Here is a 13,584-nt window from a genome sequence, read left to right as displayed (position 1 = left end):
GAATATGTTTAGATCAAAGATTTCAGGTCTAGGTTATTATGTGCCAGATAACGTAGTAACTAATGATGATTTATCGAAAGTAATGGATACGAATAGTGAATGGATTGTTGAAAGAACGGGAATACATGAACGTAGACATAAAGTTTTAGCCGAAGATACTACTTCGGGAATGGGAGTAAAAGCCGCTAAAATAGCAATGGAAAGAGCTGGAGTGGAAGCTAAAGACATTGATTTTGTTGTATTCGCTACTTTAAGTCCAGATTACTATTTTCCTGGTCCAGGCGTTTTATTACAAAAGGAATTAGGTTTAGCTACTGTAGCTGCTTTAGATATTAGAGCGCAGTGTTCTGGTTTTATTTATGCCTTGTCTATTGCGGATCAATACATAAAAACAGGGATGTATAAAACGGTTTTGGTTGTCGGTTCAGAGGTGCATTCTGCTGGATTAGATATGACTACTAGAGGAAGATCAGTGTCTGTTATTTTTGGAGATGGAGCAGGAGCAGCAATTTTAAAGCGCTCTGAGGATGAAACGGGAATTTTATCTACACATATCCACTCCCAAGGAGAACATGCTGAAGAACTAGCTTTACTTGCGCCAGGTATGGGAGGAAGATGGGTTTCTGATATTTTGAAAGACAATGATCCGGATGATTTGAGCTATATGCCTCATATGAATGGACAATTTGTATTTAAAAATGCAGTAGTTCGCTTTAGTGAAGTGATTATGGAGGGATTAGAGGCGAATCAATTGCAAGTTTCAGATATTGATATGTTGATTCCGCACCAGGCCAATTTGAGAATTTCTCAGTTTATACAACAGAAGTTCGGTTTGTCTGATAATCAGGTGCACAATAACATTCAAAAATATGGGAATACAACTGCTGCCTCTGTGCCAATTGCTTTAACAGAAGCATGGGAACAAGGTAAAATTAAAGCAGGAGATGTAGTGGTATTAGCCGCTTTTGGAAGTGGTTTTACCTGGGGAAGTGTTGTGTTAAAGTGGTAAATTTTTATATATTAGCTAGAAAAGTAGTTAAGATATATGAAATTTAATAAAATAAATAACAAAGGACAAGCAAAACTATTTGAGAATCCCTATTTAGAAATGTTGACAAAAGGGCATCCTGCAATTATTTGGGGGATGTATATTCCCGTGTTAACCTATCTTATCTATTTGGGATATACCACCTATAATTTATCCGTTCAGAGCCTCATTTTACTTTTTTTAGGTGGCGTGTTGTTCTGGACGTTTTTTGAATATTTGGCTCATCGCTATTTATTTCATCTTCTAAGTGAAAAGCCAAGTTTACAGCGAGTAGCTTATATTATGCATGGTAACCATCATCATTATCCAAGGGATAGGCAACGTTTGTTCATGCCACCTGTTCCCAGTATTATTTTAGCAGCTCTCCTTTTTGCTTTGCATTATTTGCTTTTGGGTAAATTTACTTTTAGTTTCTATCCTGGGTTTATGATGGGGTATTTGCTTTATGCTTCAATGCATTATGCAATCCATGCTTTTGCTCCACCTTTTAAATTTATGAAACCGCTTTGGAGCAATCATCATTTGCATCATTACAAGGATGAAGCATTGGGTTTTGGTGTAAGTAATACGATTTGGGATCGAATTTTTGGAACAATGTTCGATTTGACTAAAGAGAAAGAAGATAAAGAAAAAATCAAAGAGTTGATGTTTGAAAAAAAGAAGAAGTGATTTTATGTTTATCCGTTTGCACGATACAAAAAAGCAGGAGTGAAAAATTCGCTCCTGCTTTTTTTATAGCTTGTATTTTCTATTGAAAATTTATAGGATATATTATTTACTCCATTTGTTTTCAGCAGCAGCACCTCCCCAAAGTTGGGTTGCTAGATAGGGATTATCAATAAAAGGATTTCTATTTCCTTGAATGGCTGCTTTACCTAAATATTCATTTCGCTGTATTTCAAGAGGTGAAACAGGATCTTCTGCATTCCACTGCAAAAGCAGATTAATCATGCGAACATCTTTTGCATTTCTTTCTCCCACAGCAACATTAGAAGGTAAACATTGTTCTTGATATCTGATATACATATACATCATCATACGTGCTACATCGCCTTTCCATTCATCTCCAGGATACCATCCACCACTAACATTTCCAGAAGCGCCAGAACCTTGAGCAAATTTCTTATTTCCTCTTGCGGCATTCCACTGTACATCAGCAGGTCGGATATGATGTGCATCTTCATTAGCACCTGTACCTGATTGCTCTAAATTTGGCGTACCTAAAGAACGAGCATAAGTATGTTCTCTATTCCATTCCCCATTGCGTCCACCATATGTGTTTTTCCCTCTGGTATAGGCTGTTTGTCCTGTGAGTATCCCTTTTTGTCCATAGAGTAAATAAACTTCATTTCCAGCAGGTGTCAAATCAGTAGCTTGTAATACTTCCCACAAATCGTTATAAGAGAGTCTATGTGTATGTTTTTCTTTCGTTAACTTCGTTAAAGCCGTATGTACCGTTTGACTATCTTTTGAAAAGTCAATGCTGCTATAGTAAGAAGCAATAGCACTTGGTATTTTATACGGTGCCTCTGGATCCGGTTTCTCTGGATCCGGTTTTTCAGGATCTGGTTTTTCAGGATCTGGTTTCTCTGGATCCGGTTTTGGAACTTCTACTTTATCATCAACATCAAGGTATGAAATTGCTTTTTCGTTCGTACATCCAGTTAATAGAAGCAGAGAAGTTAAAAATACAAATACAAATTCTTTTTTCATTTGATTAGTCTATTTGCTATAACTCAGTATCAGATATGAGTTATATCGATTTATTTAATTCTTTCTAATAGAGCCATATAAAAACCATCAAAACCGGTTTGGTGTGCCAATACTTTATGATCTTTGATGAATTTAAAGTTTTGTCCTTGTTCAGAAGCCAAGAATTTTTCAATTTGCTTTTCATTTTCAGAAGGTAAAATCGAACAAGTTGCATAAACAACATTTCCACCTACTTTGACAATTTTAGAATAATCTTGTAGAATTTGTTGTTGAACTAGTTTTATTTCTTCAATAAATTCAGGTTGTAATTTCCATTTTGTATCTGGATTTCTCTTGATTACTCCCAAACCGCTACAAGGGGCATCAATCAATACACGATCTGCTTTTTCGTGTAGTTTCTTGATGGTTTTTGTTCCTTCAATGATGCGGTATTCAATATTAAAAGCACTATTTCTTTTAGCTCTAATTTTTAATTGTCTTTGCTTGCTTTCATAAATATCCATCGCAATAATCTGCCCTTTATTTTCCATTAAAGAAGCCATGTGCAATGTTTTTCCGCCTGCACCTGCACACGTATCAACGACGCGCATTCCAGGTTGGATACCTAAGAAAGGAGCTACTAATTGAGAAGAAGCATCCTGTACTTCGAATAATCCCTCTTTGAAGGCATCCGTTAAAAACACATTAGCTCTTTCTTTGAGAATTAAAGCATCTGGATAGTCTTCAGGTATACTTGTTTCAATGTCTAAATCCATTAAAATAGCATGAAGTTTTTTGCGTGTAGTTTTGAGTCTATTAACACGTAAAATAACTTGTGCTTGTTGATTTTGAGCCGCTATTTCTTTAGACCAAAGTTCTTCGCCAAGTTCTTGTATTCCAAGTTCATCCATCCAATCTGGGATAGCTTCTTTGAATTTTCTAATTTTACTTAGTTCATCAAATTTACCTTTGATTCTGCGAAGTGGAGTATTTTCAAAATACTTCCAATCCGGTAATTGATACCCTCTTAATACGGCCCAAACGGTGAAAACACGCCATGCATCATCTCGGGTAAAAGGTTCTTTTACTTCTGCAATTTCGGTATACAGCCTTTTCCAACGCACAATTTCGTAAATCGTTTCAGCAACGAATTTGCGATCGGCACTTCCCCAGCGTTTGTCTTTTTTCAATGCTTTCGCAACTACTTTGTCTGCGTATTCTCCTTCGTTGAAAATTAATAAGATAGAGTCAATAACGGTAAAAACTAAGTTTCTGTGTAATCTCATTATATAAATAAATAAAATAGCCTACAAATATAGGTCTTTTGTAGGCTAGGTGGAGTAGATTTTGCTATTTTTTATTAAATAGCTTATTTTTTGTCTTTATATTTTTTAAGTAGCTTTCTATTAAAATCATCTTCTGCTTTTTTTAATAAGAGAATCTGTTTGTTGGAAAGGATTTTCTTGCAATCGAGAATGAATTGATTTCTAAGCGAACAATAATCATCTTCGAAGGTAAGTAAAGCTTGCATCTTTTCAGTTGCTTGCTTTTCAGTAAGTCCTTCAATGTCTTGAGTTTCATTCGATTTTAGGTATTTCATAATATCTGAATGTCTCAATTTGAATAGCTTATTGTCATACACGTTGTAAATAGGCCAAAATTTTTCAGCTTCATCACTGCTCAAATTCAAAACAGAAGATAAGTGGGCTACTTTTAATGATTTAATTTGATCGGACGAGGGGTGTTGAGCCTGGCTGTGTGTCGAAAAGCTTAATATGATAAACAGCAATAGAAATCTTTTCATAATATAATTAGTAGTTTAAGTAATAATCAAGATCGATATTAGTTTGAACATATTCATTGATGTCCTTTTGATTGACATGAATGGTTTGTTCAAGTTCTTGAAGGTCGCTTTCATCCAAGGTTTGTATAAATTCATTGGACAGAGTATAAGAAGGGTTGTATTCGAAGTAGTTTTCCAAAGCCTCATTGCTTAGGGATGAGGTGGTTTGTGTTTTAAAAAATAGCCCCAAACCAATAAATAGCGCTACAGCCGCTGCAATAGAAATAATTTTTTTCCTTGGCGTGAATAGAACGATGCGTTTGGTTTGTTTTACATTGCCATCTAAGCGTTTAAAAAAACGCGCATCAAAGGATTCAAAGTACCCTTCTGGAACTTCAAAGCCGTCTTTTCTTTTGTGCTTAGAATTGTGATTCGTTATCATTTTGTATGTACTTCTATTAGTTAGACTGAATTTTAGTTCAAAGGTTTAATCTTCTTTTAAAAAATGTTCTACTTTTTTTACTGCATGGTGATACGAGGCTTTCAATGCACCAATGGAAGTATCTAGAATAGATGAAATTTGCTTGTAATCTAGTTCTTGAAAATAGCGCATTTTGAATACGAGTTGTTGCTTTTCAGGTAAGGTGTCAAGGGCTTTATGCAATAACACGATTGCTTCATCCCCATTAAAAAAAGAATCAGCTTCTAATTGCTCGATGCCCTGTTGTTTGTATTCATCAAGGGTTATTTGTTGTATTTTACTTTTTTGTTTTAAAAAGTCTAAAGATTGGTTCGTCGCAATGCGGTACAGCCAAGAAGAAAGTTTGCTATTTCCTTTAAAGGATGCTATATTCTCATAGGCTTTGATAAAAGTTTCTTGCAAAATATCATCTGCATCTTCGTGATACAAAACAAGCGAACGAATGTGATAATACAACTTCGTTTTGTTTTGCGCTACAAGCTGGTGAAATGCTCTATCTTTTGTAGTTGCATTTTGCAGTTGTTGCACGAATAATTCTTCTTCAGATGCTGACAAGGCGATAGTGTTTTTTTATTTTTGGTAAGGCGTAAATGTAAAAATACTAAAAAGCGGGGAGGCAAAACCAAAAACAGCTAGTTTATTTTGTTGACTGCGCTTGATATTGTAGGTGGTTTACTACTAGATGAATAAAATCCTCTTACCTTTGTAGAAAAATAAAAAATATGTTACGCACGGTTATTTTTGATATGGATGGGGTAATTGTTGATACAGAACCCGTTCATCGGTATGCTTATTACGCGCATTTTGATGAATTAGGTATTGCGGTTTCTGAAAAGGTGTATACCTCTTTTACGGGATTTTCAACAAAAAATACCTATCAAAAAGTAAAGGAATTATTTCATATCAAAGAGGAGGTTGAGGATTTGGTACTGCGTAAACGCACTTTATTTAATGAATCTTTTGATACCAAACCGGATTTGGAACTCATAGAAGGTGTGCGGAACTTAATTGTAGAATTGCATCGTCAAGATATTGAATTGATTTTAGGGTCATCTGCTTCTAAGAGTACCATTCAACGCGTTTTTAATCGATTTGAATTATTTCCCTATTTTTCTCATATCGTCAGTGGAGAAGATTTTCCTCAATCTAAACCTGACCCCGCTATCTTTAATCAAGCAGCATCCTTAGCCAAAATTAGTGCAAAAGAACATTGTTTAGTAATAGAAGATAGTACAAATGGCATAAAAGCAGCCAATGCAGCGGGTATTAAAGTACTGGGCTATAAAAGTCAAAATTCTAAGAAACAAGACTATAGCACGGCGGATTTCGTTATTGAGTCGTTCACAACATTAGATCCAACTCATTTATTGCAATTGTTTCAATCCAAATAGAATACAAAAGAAAAGAAATAGGTGAGAGGTTTATTCGGAATAATTTTTATACTACGCTTATTTTTTTAATTTTGCATTCTTAATGAAGTTAATTATAGCATATGTTTCATAGATATATTAAATTAGGTATCGCAGCACTTATATTAGCAACGGCTGTTTGGCAATTTTCAGAAGGAAATATTGGAAATGGAATTTTCTTATTGTTTTTAATGGGACTTATAATACTCTTGTATTTCAAAAATGAGTTTATTCTATTGTCTTTTTTAAAATTGAGAAAACAAGATTTTGAAGGAGCAGAAAAATGGCTGAAGCGAATTAAAAACCCTGAAACAGCTTTAGTAAGAAAGCAAAATGGATATTATAATTACTTGATGGGGATTATGACTTCTCAAACTAATTTGAATGCTTCTGAAAAGTACATGAAAAAAGCCATCGAATTAGGGTTGAATATGGATCAAGATTTGGCAATGGCTAAATTGCAATTGGCGGGAATCTCGATGACTAAACGCAGAAAATTAGAAGCGACGAAGTTGTTAGGAGAAGCACAAAAATTGGATAAACAAGGCATGCTGAAGGATCAGATTAAAATGATGAAAGAGCAAATGAAGCGTTTGTAAACGCAAAAAGTATAAAGAAAGCCGCATGAAAAACTCATGCGGCTTTTTTATTGGACAATACAATCACTTGAATTGCATTTTCTTTTTTGAAAATAAAATTCATAAAAGGAGAAATTAAAGCCAAGATTGAGAGGAATATTTGAAAAGTTTTATATTTTTGATTTCTTAATAAAACATTAAAACTATGAAGCTATATCTATCGGTCTTTTTACTTTTTTTAAGTATTATCAAGATTCATGCACAATGTTTAGATGAAAAGAAAGTAAAAATAGGAGGAGGTTATCAAAGTGATTTATTTATAGATGCTTGTCCTACTTACAATTATTTTGTTAATGCAGAAAAATCATCTACAGGATACTACTACAATAATAGACCGATTGAATTAGCACCTGAAGGGTTTTCTACAGTAAAAAAGAATTTAGAAGACCTTCTTGTTACTAAAGTTGGTGCGGATATGGTGAGTAAATTAAAATTTAAAGGAGTTAGCATTAGTGCTTATGATAGTATTCGTAAATTTGAGTCTAGGTATCCGAGGGTTGATATGAGTCAATGTTTGACCAAATATTTTTTTTATTATGATTTTGAACCAGCAGAAGGCATAAGTTATTGTGTGGGAATTGCTTTAAATGACTATCAACAAATTATTTCTCCGTTACTATTGCCTGAAACAGGGGAGAAATTGGCGTTAGATTATTCACTTAACTTGTGTGAAGTTTTAAAGATTGCCAAAAAAACAGAAACAAAATTTGAGCCTGTAGATTTTGTGTCTTTTGAATTTGACTCAGATAAAAAAGAATTTTTTTGGGTCGTTCGTCAGCAAATTGTAAAGCCTAAGAAAGGATTAAATGAATACAATCAAATATTAATAGAAGCTAGAGATGCCACACAAGTTGTCTCTTATCGAAGAACCGTTTATATCGACTAATGAGTTTTACCATACAAAATAAAAGTTGGAATGAGGTATTGAAAGCAGAGTTTGAGGAACCTTATTTTAAAGATTTAGAAGTATTTGTAGCAGATGAAAGGCAAAAAAAAACGATTTATCCTCCAGAAAATCAAGTTTTTGCTGCTTTTGAATGCATTGATTTTTCTAAAATTAAAGTTGTCATTTTAGGGCAAGACCCTTACCATGGAGAATTTCAAGCCAATGGGTTGGCTTTTTCAGTTCGTCAAGGTGTGAAATTTCCACCGAGTTTAAAAAATATTTTTAAAGAGTTAGAAACAGATTTAGGCATCAAGAATATTCATAATGGAGATTTATCTAGTTGGGCCAAACAAGGGGTTCTCTTACTCAATGCAACTTTGACTGTTGAAGCCTCTAAGGCAGGTTCTCACCAAAAAAAAGGTTGGGAGACCTTTACAGATAAGGTAATTGAAAGAGTAGCCACAGAGCGGGAACACATTGTCTTTGTATTATGGGGGAGTTACGCACAAAAGAAAGGCAAGATGATTGATAAAGACAAGCACTTCGTGATTGAAACTGCGCATCCTTCTCCTTTATCCGTTTATAGAGGATTTTATGGAAGTAAACCATTCTCAAAAATTAATACATATTTAGTTAGCCAAAATCAAAAACCAATTGATTGGCAAATCTAAGTCTAAGTAAGGGATAGCATAAAAAAAACCGCCTTTAAGGCGGTTTTTTTTGTTATTATATTTAAATAGCTTTTGTTTTCTCTCTTAACCAAAGCGCTTCATCCGTAGATATTAAATCTCTTAAGCTGGTATAGACCCATTCGTTGTATTGGTTTAACCAATCAATATGCGTTTGTTCTAACCATTTTTTATCTACTAAATTCGTAGCGATATAACAGATAGTTAAGGTCTCAAAGTCCATAAAATCACCAAATTGATTCGAATCCAAGTCTTTCGCTAATACTAAGTTTTCAATTCGAATACCGTGTTTTCCTTCTCTATATAAACCAGGTTCGATAGAAGTAATCATTCCTTTTTCAATTGCAATATCAGTAGGTGTCGGATTAAATATATGAGGTCCTTCATGTACATTTAAGAAAAATCCAACGCCGTGCCCTGTGCCATGTCCATAATTTCTTAAGGTAGCCCAAATAGGTCTTCTTGTTATGGCATCAATTTGATACCCACGAGTTCCTTTGGTATAAATAGCCATTGAGCCTTCAATTGTACCTCTTAAAACAATCGTATAGTCGTCTTTTTCTTCTTGAGTAGGGGTGCCTAAAGCAACAACACGGGTGATATCTGTTGTACCTGTTTCATATTGTCCTCCTGAATCAACCAATAGTAGACCTTCCGTTTTTATGTCATAGCTACTTTTTTCATCTGCTGAATAATGAGGTAAAGCACCGTGATCTTTATAACCCGCAATCGTGTTAAAACTAATGTCTTTAAAACCAGGTTGAGCGGCGCGCAAACCAAGTAGATGATCTGCAATATTTAGTTCAGTAAGTGTTCCGGTAGCCACATTTTCTTCAATCCATTTGAAGAATTTAGTCATAGCCACTCCATCATTGATCATCGCTTGTCTTTCGTGGGCAATCTCAACCTCATTCTTTATTGATTTCAACAGCGTAGAAGGGTTCATATCTTCCTTAATCGACACTGTTTTAGGCATGCTGTCATAGGTTGCAAAACACGTGCGTTTAGGATCTAATAAAATAGTGCTTCCTGTGGGAATAGCTGCAATAGCTTGCGGTAAGCTCGTGTAGGCAGCAAGCGTAATTCCAAATCCATTTAATTCTTGTACTGTTGCTGTATCTAGTTTTGCTCTATCAATAAATAAAGTTACCTGATGTGCATCAATATAAACAAAGCTTAAAGTAACTGGATTACAAGGAACATCAGTACCTCTAATATTCAATAACCAAGCAATATCATCAAGTGAAGATATTAAATGACAAGTAACTCTTTTTTGTTTGAGTTGTTCACGTACGAGTGTTAATTTATCTGCAGTACTTTTTCCTGTAATAGAAACGGGAAGAGTATAAGCGCTTTCTGTTGGTAGTGCAGGTCTATTATTCCAGTTGGGAGATAATAAATCAACATGCCCATTAATTTTAAATCCAATAGGCGATAAAGTGGATTGAATAGCGGTAGCAACAGCAATTGAAGCTAAATTTCCATCAAATGCAATAACTCCTCCTGTGGTAAATTGATCTGCGATCCAATTTACATATTCAGGCATATGTTGCACTTTTAGTTTTACTAATTCAAATCCAGAATTTGCTAATTGATCATTGGCTTGAACAAAATAGCGAGAGTCTGTCCATAGACCTGCAAATTTTTGTGTGATAACCAACGTTCCAGCAGATCCTGTAAATCCTGAAGTCCAAGCAATACACTTGTAATATTCGGGTAAGTATTCACTAATATGAGGGTCCGATGAAGGAATAATATAGGCATCTATATTTTGTTCTTTCATTAAAGAACGTATCGCATGAAGCTTTTCTATATGTGTCATAATATGTGTAATTTCAGTTAAAGGTACGAAATGCAATTTTTATAGCTAGTAAATTAGCGCGTTATTACTAAAATAAATACAAGGTTCGCAAAGCTTTTTTTATTGAAAAGACTTGATATTTACTGGTTTTTTACCTTGGTGTTTCCAGCGTTTATGCGTCCAAAAATAATAGGCAGGTGCCTGGTTAATTTGTTTTTCAACTTCTTGTAAAAAGCGATTAGTCAATTCGTAATTGGGTACTTCTTTGACCTTTTCACCTTCTTTTAAAAGGGGAACAAAAGTAGCTTGATAGTGGCCTCTTTTCACGTAGTCCACTTTGAGAAACATGGGTTCCATATTAAATTTTTTACACAAGGCTTCTCCACCAGTAAAGACTGGTACCTCAATGCCCATGAAGTTTTGCCAGTAATTGGCATCGCCAATCATAGGCGATTGATCGCTGATAAAGGCATAAATTCCATGATTTTTGTTGACTTCATTTTGGCGAATCACACGTATGGTCTCTTTCATTTCAACCAAACGCGTATTAAATCGCGTTCTTATTTTTAGAAATAAGTCATTGAAATGGGGATTCCCCAATTTTTTATAAACGGCATATCCTTGAAAACTAATGAATTTATCCAAAATAATCAGCCATTCCCAATTGGCATAGTGCGCACAAAATAACAAGACACTTTTTTCTTGTTTTTCTACAGCTAAAATGGTTTCTAGGTTGGTAAATTGAAAGCGTTTTTTGAGTTCTTCTTCAGAAATAGTAAAGGTTTTTATCATTTCTAAGAAAATATCACAGAGGTGTTTATAGAACTGTTTAACCACTTTTTTTACCTCTTGATCCGATAAATGAGGCATGGCTAATTTTATATTTTCTGTTACCGTTTTACGTCTGTATCGCACCACATAATAGAGAAGCACAAAAAAGCAATCCGATATAAAGTAAAAGATTGAAAAAGGTACTTTAGAAATAAGCCATAAAAGAGGATAGGCGATATAATAAACTAATAACTTCATTATTTAGGTTTAATTTACTAGCAAAGATACTGGATTTAGACTATTTTTAGCCTGTAAATAAAAACAGAAATTTCATTTATTGAAGTTTATACCGCGTAAAGAATATGGATATAGCACCTGTTATTTTAATGATACTTGTTTTGTCAGGACTTGTAACTTATAAAGGATTAAGTGATTATGCTTTTTTTTCAAAATATAATTTTGACTTAGACCGCATTCGAAAAGGAGAAATACATCGTTTAATTACTTCTGGTTTTTTGCATGTTGATTGGATGCATTTTGCTTTTAATATGTTTACGCTCTATATGTTTGCCGGTATTGTTGTGGCAATCAGTGGGAGTTTTTATTTCATTTTGATTTATTTGTTGAGTATTGTCATAGGCAATGTTTTAACGTACCAATTGTATAGTAAACAGCAGCAATACTATGCGGTAGGGGCATCGGGAGGGGTAACTGGCATTGTATATGCCTCTATTTTACTTTATCCCGATTTGAAACTGTATTTGTTTTTTATCCCCATTGGCATTAAGGGCTATATCTTTGCTATAGGCTATTTGCTTTATAGCTTGTATGGGATGCGAAAGAACCTTGGCAATATTGGCCATGCTGCTCATTTTGGGGGCGCAATAGGCGGTCTAGTTTTAACGTTAATTCGCTATCCACAGCTTTTTGAACAACAATTATTTTTAATTGGTTTGTTGTTGATTCCCATCGTTTTGCTTTTGCTTTTGGCCAAGAATAATAAAATTTAATAGTTAAAATTTTATTATATTTTAGATGGTTTTCTTTTAGTATTAGTGAATGGAATATATTTGTCTGTATTGATTAAGAAAAAAGATAAAATATGAAAAAGACTATTTTAATAGGAAGTGCACTTGTAGCGATGAGCGTTTCAAGTTATGCACAAGGTACAATAGCAACTCATGTTCCTCAGATTCAAGTACAAGGAGAAGGAAAAGTAAACGCTGTACCAGATCAAGCTATTATTCGATTAGGTATCGAAAATAAAGGTAAAACAGCAGAGGAAGTTAAAAAAGCCAATGATGTTGTGGTGACGAGTGTTTTAAAATTTTTGAAAGAGGCAAAAATACCAGAAAAAAATATTCAGACCCAACGCGTTAGTTTTTATCCATTTAAAGATTATACTGATAAGAAAGACTACTATCAGGCAAGTCAAACTATTACCCTTACTTTAGAAGATTTAGCAAAATATGAGAGCGTCATTGCAGGTGTTATGGCGAAAGGAGTAAATCGAATTGATGGAGTAGAATATAAGTCTTCTCAATTAGCTATGTACCAGTCTGAAGCTCGAAAATTAGCTATTCAAGAAGCCCAGAAAAAGGCAAAAGATTTTGCAGAGGCTTTGGGGCAGAGTATAGGGAAAGTATTGATTGTAACTGATGGTGGGGGTGGAGCTCAACCTATATTTAGACCCATGTATGCTTTAAAAACAGCAGGTCTAGCTGATACAGAATCTTCTGATCAAACACTTTCAGTTGGAGAAATTGAAGTAAATACATCGGTATCAGTGAGTTTTGAATTGAAATAAACCGATTATCACTCCCTTATATAAGCATCATGCGATACAACGTATGATGCTTTTTTTTTGCGCCTATTTGCTCTCCTACTTGCTTTGTTTCAGGGAGTTGTGGATAATAAAAAATAAATTGAATGGAAAATTTATTTTTTTTGGGTTTTAAGGTAAATTTCCTTCTTGTTGCTCTCCTTTTAATGAATTTAGTTATTAAAAGTATTTTTTATTCGATTTTCGAAATTGTTTTTTTTTCAAATAGTTTAAAATCGCTCTTTTATGACTAATAGTGAATTTATTCACCAAATGCTTGTTTAAAAAACATAAAAACGCATTATGAGATTATATTTATTATTTACATCAATTAATGAGAATTTTTATAAATACCCTAAATTATTATTTTAAATAGTTTTTAATAATTTATGTTTAATTAATGCTTTATTTTTATAAATAAAAGGTTTTTTGTGTAAAAAACTCATATATAATTTGTTTAAAATAATAATTGTTTATATTTGAATTTAGTTCATTTGCTATGAATTAATGAAAACCCTTAGGGGAAAAGTCATTCTTATTCTTTTTAGAAGATTGATTTTGTTC

General features: G+C 33.9%; 15 protein-coding genes. 8 read left to right on the top strand and 7 right to left on the bottom strand.

The window, feature by feature from the left end; genetic code table 11:
* Positions 1-4 precede the first annotated feature (4 nt).
* Both ACMHJ2_RS08430 and ACMHJ2_RS08425 read left to right on the top strand, forming a co-directional pair.
* Complete coding sequence (locus tag ACMHJ2_RS08430; RefSeq protein WP_413512454.1) at positions 5-1,009, top strand: 3-oxoacyl-ACP synthase III family protein; 1,005 nt, start codon at positions 5-7, stop codon at positions 1,007-1,009.
* A gap of 36 nt (positions 1,010-1,045) precedes the next feature.
* Complete coding sequence (locus ACMHJ2_RS08425; RefSeq protein WP_413512453.1) at positions 1,046-1,717, top strand: sterol desaturase family protein; 672 nt, start codon at positions 1,046-1,048, stop codon at positions 1,715-1,717.
* A gap of 102 nt (positions 1,718-1,819) precedes the next feature.
* Here ACMHJ2_RS08425 and ACMHJ2_RS08420 read toward each other — a convergent pair whose 3' ends face one another.
* From ACMHJ2_RS08420 to ACMHJ2_RS08400, 5 genes are all read right to left on the bottom strand, one after another.
* Positions 1,820-2,761, bottom strand: a complete 942-nt coding sequence (locus tag ACMHJ2_RS08420; RefSeq protein WP_413512452.1) for an endonuclease I family protein — start codon at positions 2,759-2,761, stop codon at positions 1,820-1,822.
* A gap of 50 nt (positions 2,762-2,811) precedes the next feature.
* Positions 2,812-4,026 (bottom strand): RsmB/NOP family class I SAM-dependent RNA methyltransferase, encoded by a 1,215-nt coding sequence (locus ACMHJ2_RS08415; protein WP_413512451.1) that lies wholly within the window; start codon positions 4,024-4,026, stop codon positions 2,812-2,814.
* An 83-nt stretch (positions 4,027-4,109) separates the two neighbouring features.
* The gene (locus ACMHJ2_RS08410; RefSeq protein ID WP_413512450.1) at positions 4,110-4,544 is read right to left on the bottom strand and encodes a hypothetical protein; all 435 of its coding nucleotides are present in this window, start codon (positions 4,542-4,544) and stop codon (positions 4,110-4,112) included.
* A gap of 7 nt (positions 4,545-4,551) precedes the next feature.
* A complete protein-coding gene (locus tag ACMHJ2_RS08405; RefSeq protein WP_413512449.1) occupies positions 4,552-4,965 on the bottom strand; it encodes a hypothetical protein in 414 nt (137 codons plus the stop codon).
* A 45-nt stretch (positions 4,966-5,010) separates the two neighbouring features.
* The gene (locus ACMHJ2_RS08400) at positions 5,011-5,559 is read right to left on the bottom strand and encodes an RNA polymerase sigma factor (protein ID WP_413512448.1); all 549 of its coding nucleotides are present in this window, start codon (positions 5,557-5,559) and stop codon (positions 5,011-5,013) included.
* A 167-nt stretch (positions 5,560-5,726) separates the two neighbouring features.
* Between ACMHJ2_RS08400 and ACMHJ2_RS08395 the strand changes: the two genes are divergently transcribed.
* The 4 genes from ACMHJ2_RS08395 (at position 5,727) to ung (ending at position 8,608) form a co-directional block, all read left to right on the top strand.
* Complete coding sequence (locus tag ACMHJ2_RS08395; RefSeq protein ID WP_413512447.1) at positions 5,727-6,395, top strand: HAD family hydrolase; 669 nt, start codon at positions 5,727-5,729, stop codon at positions 6,393-6,395.
* Between the two features lie 101 nt (positions 6,396-6,496).
* Positions 6,497-7,012: a DUF2892 domain-containing protein gene (locus tag ACMHJ2_RS08390; protein ID WP_413512446.1), complete on the top strand. Its 516-nt coding sequence runs from the start codon at positions 6,497-6,499 to the stop codon at positions 7,010-7,012.
* 184 nt (positions 7,013-7,196) lie between these two features.
* The gene (locus tag ACMHJ2_RS08385) at positions 7,197-7,937 is read left to right on the top strand and encodes a hypothetical protein (protein ID WP_413512445.1); all 741 of its coding nucleotides are present in this window, start codon (positions 7,197-7,199) and stop codon (positions 7,935-7,937) included.
* Positions 7,937-8,608 carry a uracil-DNA glycosylase gene (gene ung, locus ACMHJ2_RS08380; RefSeq protein ID WP_413512444.1) on the top strand — a complete coding sequence of 224 codons (672 nt, stop codon included), beginning with the start codon at positions 7,937-7,939 and terminating at the stop codon, positions 8,606-8,608. Before ACMHJ2_RS08385 ends, ung begins: the two co-directional genes overlap by 1 nt.
* Before the next feature lie 61 nt (positions 8,609-8,669).
* Here ung and ACMHJ2_RS08375 read toward each other — a convergent pair whose 3' ends face one another.
* On the bottom strand, positions 8,670-10,448 hold the full coding sequence (locus tag ACMHJ2_RS08375; protein ID WP_413512443.1) for an aminopeptidase P family protein: 1,779 nt from the start codon (positions 10,446-10,448) through the stop codon (positions 8,670-8,672).
* A 99-nt stretch (positions 10,449-10,547) separates the two neighbouring features.
* Positions 10,548-11,456: a lysophospholipid acyltransferase family protein gene (locus ACMHJ2_RS08370; protein WP_413512442.1), complete on the bottom strand. Its 909-nt coding sequence runs from the start codon at positions 11,454-11,456 to the stop codon at positions 10,548-10,550.
* Positions 11,457-11,560: 104 nt separating this feature from the next.
* On the opposite strand from ACMHJ2_RS08370, the gene ACMHJ2_RS08365 reads away from it, so the two are divergent.
* Both ACMHJ2_RS08365 and ACMHJ2_RS08360 read left to right on the top strand, forming a co-directional pair.
* Positions 11,561-12,208 carry a rhomboid family intramembrane serine protease gene (locus ACMHJ2_RS08365; RefSeq protein WP_413512441.1) on the top strand — a complete coding sequence of 216 codons (648 nt, stop codon included), beginning with the start codon at positions 11,561-11,563 and terminating at the stop codon, positions 12,206-12,208.
* A 92-nt stretch (positions 12,209-12,300) separates the two neighbouring features.
* The gene (locus ACMHJ2_RS08360) at positions 12,301-13,005 is read left to right on the top strand and encodes an SIMPL domain-containing protein (protein WP_413512440.1); all 705 of its coding nucleotides are present in this window, start codon (positions 12,301-12,303) and stop codon (positions 13,003-13,005) included.
* Positions 13,006-13,584: the final 579 nt, after the last annotated feature.

Source organism: Myroides odoratus (genome assembly GCF_965118575.1).
Lineage (GTDB): Bacteria > Bacteroidota > Bacteroidia > Flavobacteriales > Flavobacteriaceae > Flavobacterium > Flavobacterium odoratum_B.
The sequence above is the reverse complement of the archived record's forward strand: the minus strand, read 5'-3'. Positions and strand labels throughout refer to the sequence as shown.

Excerpts from the sequence above, each read along its gene's own strand:
- ACMHJ2_RS08430 (WP_413512454.1), top strand. The coding sequence starts at position 5 with ATGTTTAGATCAAAGATTTCAGGTCTAGGTTATTATGTGCCAGATAAC.
- ACMHJ2_RS08425 (WP_413512453.1), top strand. The coding sequence starts at position 1,046 with ATGAAATTTAATAAAATAAATAACAAAGGACAAGCAAAACTATTTGAG.
- ACMHJ2_RS08420 (WP_413512452.1), bottom strand. The coding sequence starts at position 2,761 with ATGAAAAAAGAATTTGTATTTGTATTTTTAACTTCTCTGCTTCTATTA.
- ACMHJ2_RS08415 (WP_413512451.1), bottom strand. The coding sequence starts at position 4,026 with ATGAGATTACACAGAAACTTAGTTTTTACCGTTATTGACTCTATCTTA.
- ACMHJ2_RS08410 (WP_413512450.1), bottom strand. The coding sequence starts at position 4,544 with ATGAAAAGATTTCTATTGCTGTTTATCATATTAAGCTTTTCGACACAC.
- ACMHJ2_RS08405 (WP_413512449.1), bottom strand. The coding sequence starts at position 4,965 with ATGATAACGAATCACAATTCTAAGCACAAAAGAAAAGACGGCTTTGAA.
- ACMHJ2_RS08395 (WP_413512447.1), top strand. The coding sequence starts at position 5,727 with ATGTTACGCACGGTTATTTTTGATATGGATGGGGTAATTGTTGATACA.
- ACMHJ2_RS08390 (WP_413512446.1), top strand. The coding sequence starts at position 6,497 with ATGTTTCATAGATATATTAAATTAGGTATCGCAGCACTTATATTAGCA.
- ACMHJ2_RS08385 (WP_413512445.1), top strand. The coding sequence starts at position 7,197 with ATGAAGCTATATCTATCGGTCTTTTTACTTTTTTTAAGTATTATCAAG.
- ung (WP_413512444.1), top strand. The coding sequence starts at position 7,937 with ATGAGTTTTACCATACAAAATAAAAGTTGGAATGAGGTATTGAAAGCA.
- ACMHJ2_RS08375 (WP_413512443.1), bottom strand. The coding sequence starts at position 10,448 with ATGACACATATAGAAAAGCTTCATGCGATACGTTCTTTAATGAAAGAA.
- ACMHJ2_RS08370 (WP_413512442.1), bottom strand. The coding sequence starts at position 11,456 with ATGAAGTTATTAGTTTATTATATCGCCTATCCTCTTTTATGGCTTATT.
- ACMHJ2_RS08365 (WP_413512441.1), top strand. The coding sequence starts at position 11,561 with ATGGATATAGCACCTGTTATTTTAATGATACTTGTTTTGTCAGGACTT.
- ACMHJ2_RS08360 (WP_413512440.1), top strand. The coding sequence starts at position 12,301 with ATGAAAAAGACTATTTTAATAGGAAGTGCACTTGTAGCGATGAGCGTT.